Below are 12,033 nucleotides of genomic sequence, written 5' to 3'. Positions count from 1 at the left end.
GCGAAAACCTTAGTCTTTTAACAAACGAAGTGAGTTAAAACCCTTCACTATAGTGCTCGACAAATTCCAGTTTATCACGATAAATTTGGAGATTGCAATTTTAAAGTTTCAAGTTGTCTATCTATAATTATGTTGTTTTCAAATAATATTATTATATATTTCAAACAAGGATTTACATACTTAACATTATCATTTAATAGGACATAATAACTATCCAAATTCCCTATTATACTAACTAACGATTTATTTTTTCATCATCGCTTAATTTATTTCTATTAATTACCATTAACTTTTCTAATCTTTCTTCAATTTTATGCTTGTCCTCTTTAAAAATTGCTTCAATATAAATATACATCTTATCTATATAAATTTTTTCTTCGTAGGCTTTAATATTATTTATATAAAATTTTATGCTTACAAAAGAAATGATATTAAATATATTCTTTTTATCAATCAAGTTACCAATCAAAGATAATATAATTCCAAGTATACAACATATTTTAAGTTATATAGATTCCTCTTTTGTACAGATAATCATTAAACTTGAATAATGCAACAAGTATTATCACTAGTATGCCAAGCAAAAACATAAATGGCCAAGAAACATATCCCAAATAATTCAACAATTTAATTGTTTTTTCCACTTAAACACCTTCTACAAAATAAAAATAAAATTTTTATATATTATTTAATACTCACCCTTACCTTTACACAATCTTCACACTCATCATTACATTCGTTACTAATCACAGTACATTCCATATTTCTCTTACTTTCAAGCGCTCTAAATATAGCTTCACTATAAAATACAGGTACATAGCCAATAATCCTATTGGCCTTATTTATAATTTTCACTGCAAATTTATCATAAGAATTATTAGGTTCTATTTTCAATGCAAAATTTTCACCAATATTTATATCAAAATTTGTATTTTTATCTTTTGAATCGCAATATTCATAATGCCTTATACCCGCCACATAAAAATCTCTTTCAATATTCTTATCCTCTAAAAAAATAGGATCAATGAATTCCATACTATCGGTTGGCAATTTTCCACCGCTCTTTTTTAATAATTCAAAGGCATCATATTTTTCTAAACCATACTTTGATAAAATTTCTTTTACATCTTTCCTTCTTCTATCTGGCAATCTGCTTGAAAATGCGGGAAATAACTCATGATTCTCATAAACTTCATCTAGATTAGGAAATGCTACTAGTGGCTCAAATCCTCTTTCTATAGCCTTATTAACACTACTATTTATATATTTTCCATTTTGAGACAACTCACCAATTATAAATCTTTGTCTAGTTTTGTAATCTTTCCAAACAACAAAAATATAATCTCTCCCATTATGTCTACTCATTTTCATCCTCCTTTTCTCCAAAATATATTTCAATAATTCTTTTTCTTCTCTCTATCAAAAATGCATATAATAGTTCTTTAATTGAAGCACTAATTATATTATCACTATATGCATATATCATTTCCTGTAGCTTAGAAGGTGTTAAGTTTTCTTTAATACCCTCTATAAATTCAATTGTTTCATCATAATAATTTTCTTTAATATGCTTAACTAATTGAAAATGTCTTATTCTCTTATTTCCTTGCCACCTTATCATAGACTTTGACTTTCCATAAATAAGTGATTCAAATTTCATTTTATCTCTCAAAAAATTTTCAACATCTTTATCTGCAATAAGACAACATAAAGATGATCCATTATCATAAAGCGGTGATATTCTTATATTTGCGCTAACATTATTTTTAACTATCCCCCAATTACTATGATGACTATCACTATTGCCAATTAATGCATCAAAAATAGGTATTATTAAAAATCTATCCTCTAGCTCTGTTCCTTTAATAGAATTTAAAATCATATTTATAGAATAAGATTCTCCTGTTCCATAATCTATAAACTTCTCTTGATCGTATTCCTTATATATATTGAATTCCTTCAATTAATTCCTCATCTTCTTTTAAAAGCATATAACTCATAGAACCTATTCTACCATTATAGATTCCTATATCAACTTTTGCACATTCAATACCTAAAACATTAGCTAATTGTGCTGCTAATTTTTCAGCCCAATATTCCCCTGTTAATTCACCTGTAGTTAATTCTTTAGGGAATTTAAATATACCTTTTTGCTTAGTTTTAATATTTATCAGCCATTTTTTCTCACTAGCACCACTACCAAAAGGAGAATCTTCATCCACTTGCCAATCGTCAAAATTAATTAGTTGATTCATTTTATCCTCCTGCAACTATTTTAATTTAATTATAGTTTATTTTCCCATCATTATTCAATACATAAAAAAACTGTTCAACTAATAGCTATATTAGTTGAACAGTTTTTTTATATGAACAACTTGGAATTTGAGGTAAAGTGATATTGATTTGGGCATAGCCCATTATCCTTCTAGAACCCAAAGCAGCCACTTTTTTAATAACCACTTAGATTTATAGGATTTTTTTAACGCAACGAAGCATTGTTACTTCGCATTGTTCTTCTTAAGCAATGCTGCTAAATCTCCAAATGGATTATTCATTGGAGTTTCAGCTTCCTTTTTCATTTTCTTCATGTAATTTGATACTTCTTTTTTATTTAATTTATTATTATTTTCCTTAAATCTTTTTTGGAAAGAAGAGTACTTTTCTCTAAAGCTACAAGTTGTGCAAACATATATTTTTCCTTCTCCTTCTCCTCTAAGTTCAAGCTTTTTATGGCATTCTGGACATCTTACATTAGTAAATCTACTTAAATTCTCTCTGTAGCCACATTCCCTATCCTGACACACAAGCATTTTACCATTTTTCCCTTTTACCTCAAGCATATATTTTCCGCATTGTGGGCACTTCTTGCCTGTAATATTATCATATTTAAATTTATCCTTGCTGCCTTTAACATCGTCTACAAGCTTTGAAGCATAGTTTTTCATGTTATCAACAAAGTTTTTTCCATTTAATCTTCCCTTACTTATGGATTCTAAATCCATTTCCCATTTTGCAGTTAAAAGAGGAGATTTTAAGTCCTGTGGTACAAGCTCTACTACCTGTTTTCCCTTTGAAGTTGGAATCATTTCTTTTCCGTTCTTCTCTACATAAAATGTATTATAAAGCTTTTCTATTATATCTGCCCTTGTAGCCACTGTTCCAAGTCCACCAGTCTCCCCAAGAGTTTTTGAACTTGCCTTATCCATTTGAACATACTTTTGAGGATTTTCCATAGCAGAAAGAAGTGCCGCTTCTGTAAATCTTGCTGGCGGTTTTGTCTGCAAGGTATCCATATTTACTGTAGAAAAAGCTACCTCATCCCCCTTATTAACTTGCGGAAGTATTTGATCTTTTAATTCATTTTCGCTTTTTTCATCAAAATCCTCTTCTTTATCATATACAGCTTTCCAACCCTTTGATTTAACCACTTTTCCTGAAGCAGTAAAGATTTCTCCGTTTACCTCTGCCTTTACAGTTGTTTGAGTATATTCAAAAGGAGGAAGCATTATGCTTAAAAATCTCTTTACAACTAAATCATATATCTTCATTTCTTCGCTACTTAAAAGTGAAAGAGAAACCCTTTCTTCTGTTGGAATTATAGCATGGTGATCTGAAACCTTGGTGTCATCAACAAAGCTTTTATTTGCCTTTATTTTTCCTCTTAATATTTCGCTAGCAAACCTGCTGTACTTGCCAACAGCTATAGCTTTAAGTCTATCTGGAAGTGTTGGCACAATATCGTGTGAGATATACCTTGAATCTGTCCTTGGATAAGTCAAAAACTTATAATTTTCATAAAGTCTTTGCATTATAGACAAAGTTTGCTTTGCAGAAAACCCAAAGAATCTATTTGCATCTCTTTGAAGCTCAGTCAAATCATAAAGTGCTGGTGAATACTTCTTCTTTTCACTTTGAACAACTTCTATAATATTTCCTTTTTGTCCTCTTACCTTTGAAACTACATTTTTTGCTTCATCTTCATTAAAAGTATTGAAGTTTCCGTTTTTGTTCTGCCAGTGCATTGTATATCCATTAGCCTTTGCCTTTATATTATAATAACTTCTTGGCTTAAAATTCTTTATCTCCTCTTCCCTTTGCACAATCATAGCAAGTGTTGGAGTTTGAACTCTTCCTGCTGAAAGCTGAGCATTATACTTGCAGGTTAAAGCTCTTGTAACATTCAATCCTACATACCAATCCGCTTCTGCTCTACACTGTGCTGCTCTGTACAAGTTGTCATATTCTTTTCCCGGTTTTAATTTAGCAAAGCCTTCTTTTATAGCCTTATCTGTTTGAGAGGAAATCCATAAACGCTTTATTGGTTTTTTAAAGCCTGCCTTTTCTATTATCCATCTTGCAACAAGCTCTCCTTCTCTTCCCGCATCTGTAGCTATTACAAGTTCGTCTACATCTTTTCTCATCATAACCTTTTTAACCTCTGAAAACTGCTTTGAGGTTTTTGGGATTACATTTAATTTCATTCTGCTTGGAAGCATAGGAAGAGTTTCCATGCTCCAACTTTTATACTGATCTCCATAGGCTTCTGGGTCTGCTAAGGTAACTAAATGTCCCAGTGCCCAGGTTACTATATAATTGTTTCCTTCTAAATAACTCCTTTTATTTATATTAGCCTTTAAAACCTTGGCAAGAGATCTTCCCACACTTGGTTTTTCAGCTAAAACTAATGTCTTTCCCATAATGTTTATCATCCTTTCATGCTTTCCATACATATATATAATACCATATAATAAAAAATTATTTATACAAAATACTGCTATCATAAAGATTAACAATGAGCTATTTAAATCTAATGTACATCAAATATATCTATGAATGCTAACTGTTTTATGTTATAATTTTAACTAATTATGAAAATTTGAAATAGAAAGGAAAATACGCTTTGATAACTGTAAATAACGTAAGTTTAAGATACGGCGAGAGAAAACTTTTTGAAGATGTAAATCTAAAATTTACACCTGGAAACTGCTACGGCGTTATAGGTGCAAATGGTGCTGGTAAAAGTACATTTTTAAAAATTTTATCTGGCGAAATAGAACCAAACACAGGAGAAGTTATTATACCTCCAAACACTAGAATGTCTGTTTTAAAACAGGACCATTTTGGATACGATGATTATGAAGTTTTGGAAACAGTAATCATGGGAAATGAAAGACTCTACAGCATAATGAAAGAAAAAGATGCACTATATGCAAAACCAGATTTTAATGATGAGGACGGAATAAAAGCCTCTCAACTTGAAGGAGAATTTGCAGAATTAAATGGCTGGGAAGCTGAATCAGAAGCAGCTACCTTACTTCAAGGACTTGGCATAGACACATCTTATCACAATAAAAAAATGTCTGAGCTTACAGGTTCAGAAAAGGTAAAGGTATTACTTGCACAGGCTCTTTTCGGCAACCCTGGAATACTACTTCTAGACGAGCCTACAAACCATCTTGACATAAAATCAATAAACTGGCTTGAAGAGTTTTTAATAAACTTTGAAGGTACAGTAATTGTTGTATCCCATGATAGACACTTTTTAAATAAAGTTTGTACTACCATGGCTGATGTTGATTTTGGAAAGATAAAATTATATGTTGGAAACTATGACTTCTGGTACGAATCAAGCCAACTAGCACTTCAAATGGCAAAGGATCAAAACAAGAAAAAGGAAGAAAAAATAAAAGAGCTTCAAGACTTTATTGCGCGTTTTAGTGCTAATGCTTCAAAATCCAAGCAGGCAACTTCACGTAAAAAAATGCTCGATAAAATCTCTCTTGAAGATATACAGCCTTCCAGCAGAAAATATCCTTTTGTTGGCTTCAAACCAGAAAGAGAAGCCGGAAATGACATACTAACTGTTGATGGCATAAGCAAAACCATAGATGGAGTAAAGGTTCTTAATAATGTTAGCTTTATAGTTTCAAAAAATGATAAAATCGCCTTTGTTGGCGACAATGAAATTGGAATAACTACACTATTTAAAATACTAAGCGGAGAAATGGAACCAGATAGTGGAAGCTTTAAATGGGGAATTACCATTACCACTGCTTATTTTCCTAAGGATAACTCTGAATTTTTCAACAATGTTAATTTAAGCCTTGTTGATTGGCTTCGTCAGTATTCAGAGGAGAAATCCGAAACTTATTTAAGAGGCTTCCTTGGAAGAATGTTATTTTCCGGAGAAGAAGCTTTAAAAGAGGCCAGTGTTTTATCTGGAGGAGAAAAGGTAAGATGTATGCTTGCAAAAATGATGCTTAGCAGTGCAAATGTACTTATTTTTGACCAGCCTACAAACCACCTTGACCTAGAATCCATCACAGCTTTAAATAATGGGCTTTGTGACTATAAGGGTAACCTCCTATTTACTTCACACGACCATCAGTTTATTCAAACTATTGCCAACAGAATTATAGAAATAACTGACAGCGGAATAGTTGATAAGAAAATATCTTATGATGAATATTTAGAAGCTGCAGGTAAAAACTAATATAACTAAAGTGCGGGATTTTAATTTCTCGCACTTTTTTCTTATATATCCTATTAATTTTCATTTCTAACTATACGCTGTCAAATATTAACTATTCTATCTTTCTACTCTACTTATTTCATCTTTTCTATCTTCAACCTTCAGGCTATAAAAGCTTTCATTTTCTGGAAGTTCCATTCTAAAGCAAAAGCAATCTTGAAAACATACACTTGCTTTTTTTACACCACATTCAATAACATGACCTCCAAATTTTCTATCCTCACTTATAAAATGAAAATGATACCCAGGCACATTAAGCCCTTCAACATAATCCGGACACCTAAAGCCTATTATGTACCCTTTTGCATATTTATACTCAAATATAGGTTGATCCTTGACCACTTCAGACATAGGTCTATATGGTTTTTTCTGCTTTACAACCGTTCTTGTCTTTACATGTTCAAATATTCCTTCTATTTTAAAAGCATAAAAAATATTTTTACTTTCAATTTTGCTGTCTAGCTTCTCTTTTATTTCTTCATATGAGCTGCAATCCTTCATTTCAAAATTGCTGTAATTCTTAAATTCCGTTACCACTGCAAACGGAATGGACTCATTTTTATCGCAAGCATATACCGTTCCATCAGGTCTTGTCCTATAAAATGTTCCATTTAATAGGGTAAGTTCTCCATCTAAATCTTTAAAGGTTCCTATACCAACATCACCTTTTTTTAAAAGCTTATTAAGCGATATATAACCATCATACAAACCTGATACCAGTGCATTTATAGTAGACATCTGATAAATATGATTTGGAATTTTATTTTTCTCCATTGGTTTCACCATCCTAAAGTTCTATTGTTTTCCCTTTACTTCCAGCTGAGATTTATCTACAGTAAAGTATCCATCCCCCCATATTTCTTTAAATTCTTCAAGGGAGTAAGCTACTTTAAACTGTTCTCTCATTATATTATAGAATATATTTAAAAATTTTTCTTCCTCTTCTTTATGGACTACTTCTAAAATATAATATTCATCGCCTATTTCCTCAGCCAAAACTTCTATTCCGTTAATATTTTCACTAGAATCTCCATAATCTATATTTTTTAATATCCCTTTCACTATCATAAATTACACTTCCAATACTTTTTCAATTCACAGTATCTACACTTCACTAAATCTATATATAGTATTGGTATATTTTATTATTTATAAACCATGATAATGTTAATTTTAATATTTAAAATAAAACAGCACCAGTATTTCACCAGTGCTGCTTTTATTACGCTCCTAAGCCCTCAAATTGCATATTGTAGTAGTATATACGAGTATCATATAATTTCGATTAAAGTTAGTCAAAACGTATTAATTAAGTGGCTTTAAGTTAGACTTAAAAAATAGTTGTATCGTCAAAACATATTATAAATTTTAATTTATTTTTGACGAATTTTTGACGTCAAAAGGAGCATTAACATTGCTCCTTTTGTTATTCTATGAATTAATTTTCTTAAATTAATAATGTAAGTTATAAATATGTCCTTCAAGGAATATATTTTATTGACAGTAGGTAGTTATATGTACTACCTCCGTATAGCAATTCAATCGATATAAATAAACACGTGGTGTCAAACGCTGATACTACGTGTTTTCATTATAATATATATTATATTTTAAATGCTTTAGAAAAATTTTAGTAAGCTTTAATCTCTTACTTATAAATTAAATTCAGCATGTTAACCACTGTTTTGTTACAAATAAAAAGGATAAAACTTATAAATCAACTTTAAGCTTTATCCTTTTTATCTCCCATTTTCTTAGAATACCTGTCAGAGTCTATTAAAGCGGATATATTTATTGGTGGCAAAATTATAGGCTTTATTCCTGATTGAGCTGTTAATGTCGTTATAAAGCTTCTCAAATAAGGAAATAAAATAGCTAAAGTATTTTTAATAACTAAACTTTCTCTTACATCCTTGTTTAACGAACTAAAGTTTAATAATCCAAAAACGCCAATAATTCTAATTTTAATATTTAAAGATTCATCTTTATTATCAGTTATTTCAGCATCAAATATACTCTTACATTTCTTTTCATCCTTTGAAACTTGAACTATTGGATGTAAACTAAAATTTAAGTCCTTATCATTCGAATTGTATTTTTCATTTCGTATAAAATTAATATTTTCGACATATACATCAATTAAACTTAGATTACATGTACCAGCTTGTCCATCCATTATGCAACATCTCCTTGAATTTCAAACACATTAAATTCTTCTGCATTATTAATTAAGCTTAAAGTATCGCTGAAAGAAATGCTATTATTTATATTAGTACTAAAACAAATATCACCAGAATTGACGCTTTCAATACTATCAATTGAGCAAATACTTCCCGTTATTATCCCATCATTATAATCATAAAGGCAAACGCTCCCAACTGCTCCTGGTTTATAACTTAAAACTTCTATATCACTTTTCTCATAACTCTCAATTAATTCAGCATCCGTTTTATGCTTTAAATCAGCCAATAATGCTTTTAGCATTTCATCCTTATTCATACTTTCCCCTCCTTTTAACTTTTATTGATTGTTCATCTAACAAACAATTGTCCCTTACACACAATATGGTACAATTAGGTACTTCAGACATTGGCAAATCACTATTTTCTAATTTTGAAATATATCTTTGCTGTTTTACTGCTAAGATATTGAATTTTTCACAAATCTCATTTATAATCTTACAATCAAATTTATGTTTACTAGTTTGTATTTTTATACCTCTTGATTTAATATCTTTTATTACTTCTTTTCTGTAATCATGAAACAGTGAGCGCCATGTTTCGTCATTATTAAAATCTATCAATCTATTTTTTTCAATAGATATGTTGCATTGTAGTACAGTATAAAATTTAAATCCTTTAAAATTTATAGCCCACTTTAATGCATTACTAACAGCTTCATTTTGATTTTCATCAATAAAAAAATATATTCCCGACCCAAGCCATTCGTCATCTCTATTACTTAAATTAAAATGCCTTGATCTAATAATACACTTTTCTCCATTATAATCAGTTCCATGGTATCCAATGAATTTTTTACCTTCTGTATCCATTATATTCAGTCCTATCTAAAATATTTCCCAATCCTATAAAATATATTCATAAATAGTCTATATAGCTTGTCTAATGTATTATAAAAGATAATCTTACCTATAATGTATTATAACTGTGCATACAAAAATATACAATTTAGAATGTAGCACTATAGTGCTACAAAATGATACTTTTTGCAACACTTTCAAGTTTTTTCTTCTATTATCATATATTTTTGCAAAAGAATAAAGCCTAGTAGGAATTAACCTACAAGGCTTATAACTATTTTTGTACTAATGTATTTATACTCGCAGGAGCCACAACTTTACCAGCATTTATATATCCAACTGTAGTTTTAATTATGCTGTAAATATCTTCATCAGAAAGTGTTAACCCAGCTTTATTCAATCCTTGACTTATAAATTCAATAGCTTTGGAATGTTTGTCTAAGCTGTTCCATTGTTCATTTACAGCCTCTTTTGCCAATTGTTCAACTTTATAAACACTATCAACAACAATTTGTTTAGCAGCATTATAATTTTGCTGACCAAGCAACTTCTCTGCCCTCTCTTCTTCTTTAGTTTTTAACTCAAGTAATTTGCTGTTGTGAGCTTTCCACTCTTTAGTTACATATCCTGCAACACCTATAGCAATGAGATATAAAAGATAAGCAATAGTTTGATTTACATTAATATTCATAATATATTACCTCCAAAATTTTATTTTTTAATACAAAAATAGGACCATAGTTTCCTACAATCCTATACATTTTCATCAAGCAATTTACCCCATGTAGCAGATCCGACAATTCCATCTGCTACAAGTCCATGTTTTGCCTGCCAATTCTGAACTGCAATCTTTGTATGAAGACCAAATATTCCATCCGGGGTAATTCCACACCTATGCTGAATATACCTAGTAGCATATTCCATGTGTTGATATGATATTCCATCTTCTGGTCGTGCAAATATTTGCTCTGCCGCTGCAGCTGTTTTAGGTCCCCAAATACCATCTTGAATAAGTCCCATAACACCTTGAAAATCCTTTATAGCCGCAGTAGTTAGTGGACCGTTCATACTATCTATAGCAAGTCCTCTTTTTAGTAAAGCATTTAATTTTATTTGTATTAGCCTAACTGCTGGATCACCGCTCTGTGCCACAACTTGTACAGGTGCAGAGCTTCCATTATCTAATACCAAATCTGAGAATAAATCTATATCTGCATTTCCATTTAGACCATTAATTTCACCTGTCCAAGTATACTGAATGCCCGCATACTCTCCTGTAGATGTTGGACTAGTATTAGGCTCTGCAATCCATATTTTATTCTTAGGCAGTCCGCATTTATCTGCCACATTATGAGCTGCATAAAGTAATAGATTACTATTTCTAGCCATAAATTGTGCTATGAAATTCATATCGGGTTTAGCAACCTCATAATCAAGCACTGGCTTCAAATCCCACTTATATTTTGAGTATTCATCCGCAAAATGATTATATTCTTGTAATGGATTGTTTTTTTCTCCAAAGTGATAAGGTCCAACTTTCAAGCCTAAATTTTTAGCTGCTCTATACTGCTCAAGAGCTTTAGGATTATTATATGTCAAACCATCTGTAAGTTTTATATATACTGCCTCAACCCCAGATGCTTTAACTGCATTCCAATCTGTTATATTTGTTCCGCTATAAATATCTATTCCCTTCATTTAATCATAACCTTTCTATCTAATTTTTATTAAGTATCCCAAAACAAAAAGGGTAATGGTAACTAATATACCAAAACCCCATTTAAGCGTATTTACTAAGTTTTTAAGCTGCTCACATAGATTTTCTATCTTCTCATCTACTGCTGCCCCACGTTGTTCAAGCTTTTTAAGTCTTTCACCGTGATCATTTAAACGAACATCATGTAAATCTAGTTTTTCATCTACTACTTTACACCGTTCCTTGCATAATTTTTCATCATATTCGCCCATATTTTAACCTCCTTGATTTATTCACTAACCTGTGGCGTTGCCATAATATTATCCTTTTCTTCTTCTGTAATATATCCTTTATTTACTGCATTTCCAAGATTAATATCTGTCACTCTTCGCATAATCCACATATTTAATAAAAAATCATAATACATACTATCACCTTCTATATATTTAAATTACTAAGTTGAGCATCTTCTAAAGCTTTTATTCTATTCTCTAAGTTTGGAGACTGTATTACCCGTTCGGGCATATATTCCTCCAGCATTGTTTCTAGCATAGTTCCATTTACATCTTTTAATTTATATTGTTTTCCATTTCTTATACTTTCGCTAAATTCACTTGCAAAATCTGCTGATATTTGAATTACATCACATCCTTCTACAGCATAAGGTTGTGCACCTAATGAAACCCGCCTAGTCATACTGTACAAAATAACTTTTGTAGTAGAATCTACGACTAAATAATGTTCTTCATTTAAATCCATTTTAAT

General features: G+C 30.7%; 16 protein-coding genes. 1 reads left to right on the top strand and 15 read right to left on the bottom strand.

What is annotated here, in order from left to right:
- Positions 1 to 235: 235 nt before the first annotated feature.
- From LQK79_RS17740 to LQK79_RS17720, 5 genes are all read right to left on the bottom strand, one after another.
- Positions 236 to 469: a hypothetical protein gene (locus LQK79_RS17740; protein ID WP_053243175.1), complete on the bottom strand. Its 234-nt coding sequence runs from the start codon at positions 467 to 469 to the stop codon at positions 236 to 238.
- A gap of 215 nt (positions 470 to 684) precedes the next feature.
- Positions 685 to 1,365 carry an HIRAN domain-containing protein gene (locus LQK79_RS17735; protein ID WP_231017359.1) on the bottom strand — a complete coding sequence of 227 codons (681 nt, stop codon included), beginning with the start codon at positions 1,363 to 1,365 and terminating at the stop codon, positions 685 to 687.
- Entirely contained in the window at positions 1,358 to 1,963 is a 606-nt protein-coding gene (locus LQK79_RS17730) for a HipA domain-containing protein (protein ID WP_231017358.1), read from the bottom strand. Before LQK79_RS17730 ends, LQK79_RS17735 begins: the two co-directional genes overlap by 8 nt.
- On the bottom strand, positions 1,941 to 2,255 hold the full coding sequence (locus LQK79_RS17725) for a HipA domain-containing protein (RefSeq protein ID WP_231017357.1): 315 nt from the start codon (positions 2,253 to 2,255) through the stop codon (positions 1,941 to 1,943). The genes LQK79_RS17730 and LQK79_RS17725 overlap by 23 nt, the downstream gene beginning before the upstream one ends.
- A 243-nt stretch (positions 2,256 to 2,498) precedes the next feature.
- On the bottom strand, positions 2,499 to 4,697 hold the full coding sequence (locus tag LQK79_RS17720; RefSeq protein WP_231017356.1) for a DNA topoisomerase III: 2,199 nt from the start codon (positions 4,695 to 4,697) through the stop codon (positions 2,499 to 2,501).
- Positions 4,698 to 4,900: 203 nt separating this feature from the next.
- On the opposite strand from LQK79_RS17720, the gene LQK79_RS17715 reads away from it, so the two are divergent.
- Positions 4,901 to 6,493 (top strand): ABC-F family ATP-binding cassette domain-containing protein, encoded by a 1,593-nt coding sequence (locus tag LQK79_RS17715; protein WP_053243172.1) that lies wholly within the window; start codon positions 4,901 to 4,903, stop codon positions 6,491 to 6,493.
- A gap of 96 nt (positions 6,494 to 6,589) precedes the next feature.
- Here the strand turns inward: LQK79_RS17715 and budA are convergent, their stop codons facing one another.
- The 10 genes from budA to LQK79_RS17665 all read right to left on the bottom strand — a co-directional run bounded on the left by budA (position 6,590) and on the right by LQK79_RS17665 (position 12,027).
- On the bottom strand, positions 6,590 to 7,306 hold the full coding sequence (gene budA / locus LQK79_RS17710) for an acetolactate decarboxylase (protein ID WP_231017355.1): 717 nt from the start codon (positions 7,304 to 7,306) through the stop codon (positions 6,590 to 6,592).
- A 21-nt stretch (positions 7,307 to 7,327) separates the two neighbouring features.
- Positions 7,328 to 7,600 carry a hypothetical protein gene (locus LQK79_RS17705; protein WP_231017354.1) on the bottom strand — a complete coding sequence of 91 codons (273 nt, stop codon included), beginning with the start codon at positions 7,598 to 7,600 and terminating at the stop codon, positions 7,328 to 7,330.
- 655 nt (positions 7,601 to 8,255) lie between these two features.
- On the bottom strand, positions 8,256 to 8,708 hold the full coding sequence (locus LQK79_RS17700) for a protein-export chaperone SecB (RefSeq protein WP_231017353.1): 453 nt from the start codon (positions 8,706 to 8,708) through the stop codon (positions 8,256 to 8,258).
- Complete coding sequence (locus tag LQK79_RS17695; RefSeq protein WP_231017352.1) at positions 8,708 to 9,031, bottom strand: hypothetical protein; 324 nt, start codon at positions 9,029 to 9,031, stop codon at positions 8,708 to 8,710. The genes LQK79_RS17700 and LQK79_RS17695 overlap by 1 nt, the downstream gene beginning before the upstream one ends.
- The gene (locus LQK79_RS17690; protein ID WP_231017351.1) at positions 9,024 to 9,584 is read right to left on the bottom strand and encodes a hypothetical protein; all 561 of its coding nucleotides are present in this window, start codon (positions 9,582 to 9,584) and stop codon (positions 9,024 to 9,026) included. The genes LQK79_RS17695 and LQK79_RS17690 overlap by 8 nt, the downstream gene beginning before the upstream one ends.
- A 262-nt stretch (positions 9,585 to 9,846) precedes the next feature.
- The gene (locus tag LQK79_RS17685; RefSeq protein WP_231017350.1) at positions 9,847 to 10,263 is read right to left on the bottom strand and encodes a hypothetical protein; all 417 of its coding nucleotides are present in this window, start codon (positions 10,261 to 10,263) and stop codon (positions 9,847 to 9,849) included.
- Positions 10,264 to 10,325: 62 nt separating this feature from the next.
- The gene (locus LQK79_RS17680; RefSeq protein WP_231017349.1) at positions 10,326 to 11,270 is read right to left on the bottom strand and encodes a GH25 family lysozyme; all 945 of its coding nucleotides are present in this window, start codon (positions 11,268 to 11,270) and stop codon (positions 10,326 to 10,328) included.
- Between the two features lie 15 nt (positions 11,271 to 11,285).
- Positions 11,286 to 11,540, bottom strand: coding sequence for a hemolysin XhlA family protein (locus LQK79_RS17675; RefSeq protein ID WP_053243168.1), 255 nt, complete (start codon positions 11,538 to 11,540; stop codon positions 11,286 to 11,288).
- 17 nt (positions 11,541 to 11,557) lie between these two features.
- The gene (locus tag LQK79_RS17670) at positions 11,558 to 11,695 is read right to left on the bottom strand and encodes a hypothetical protein (protein ID WP_157055842.1); all 138 of its coding nucleotides are present in this window, start codon (positions 11,693 to 11,695) and stop codon (positions 11,558 to 11,560) included.
- Between the two features lie 11 nt (positions 11,696 to 11,706).
- Complete coding sequence (locus LQK79_RS17665; protein ID WP_231017348.1) at positions 11,707 to 12,027, bottom strand: hypothetical protein; 321 nt, start codon at positions 12,025 to 12,027, stop codon at positions 11,707 to 11,709.
- Positions 12,028 to 12,033: the final 6 nt, after the last annotated feature.

It is taken from the genome of Clostridium guangxiense (assembly GCF_021043395.1).
Taxonomy (GTDB): Bacteria; Bacillota; Clostridia; order Clostridiales; family Clostridiaceae; genus Clostridium_S; species Clostridium_S guangxiense.
Note: the sequence above shows the minus strand (reverse complement) of the source record. Positions and strands in the feature narration are given on the sequence as shown.

Coding starts and splice junctions, on each gene's coding strand:
- budA (WP_231017355.1), bottom strand. CDS start 7,306: ATGGAGAAAAATAAAATTCCAAATCATATTTATCAGATGTCTACTATA.
- LQK79_RS17735 (WP_231017359.1), bottom strand. CDS start 1,365: ATGAGTAGACATAATGGGAGAGATTATATTTTTGTTGTTTGGAAAGAT.
- LQK79_RS17725 (WP_231017357.1), bottom strand. CDS start 2,255: ATGAATCAACTAATTAATTTTGACGATTGGCAAGTGGATGAAGATTCT.
- LQK79_RS17705 (WP_231017354.1), bottom strand. CDS start 7,600: ATGATAGTGAAAGGGATATTAAAAAATATAGATTATGGAGATTCTAGT.
- LQK79_RS17685 (WP_231017350.1), bottom strand. CDS start 10,263: ATGAATATTAATGTAAATCAAACTATTGCTTATCTTTTATATCTCATT.
- LQK79_RS17695 (WP_231017352.1), bottom strand. CDS start 9,031: ATGAATAAGGATGAAATGCTAAAAGCATTATTGGCTGATTTAAAGCAT.
- LQK79_RS17665 (WP_231017348.1), bottom strand. CDS start 12,027: ATGGATTTAAATGAAGAACATTATTTAGTCGTAGATTCTACTACAAAA.
- LQK79_RS17680 (WP_231017349.1), bottom strand. CDS start 11,270: ATGAAGGGAATAGATATTTATAGCGGAACAAATATAACAGATTGGAAT.
- LQK79_RS17700 (WP_231017353.1), bottom strand. CDS start 8,708: ATGGATGGACAAGCTGGTACATGTAATCTAAGTTTAATTGATGTATAT.
- LQK79_RS17690 (WP_231017351.1), bottom strand. CDS start 9,584: ATGGATACAGAAGGTAAAAAATTCATTGGATACCATGGAACTGATTAT.
- LQK79_RS17670 (WP_157055842.1), bottom strand. CDS start 11,695: ATGTATTATGATTTTTTATTAAATATGTGGATTATGCGAAGAGTGACA.
- LQK79_RS17675 (WP_053243168.1), bottom strand. CDS start 11,540: ATGGGCGAATATGATGAAAAATTATGCAAGGAACGGTGTAAAGTAGTA.
- LQK79_RS17720 (WP_231017356.1), bottom strand. CDS start 4,697: ATGGGAAAGACATTAGTTTTAGCTGAAAAACCAAGTGTGGGAAGATCT.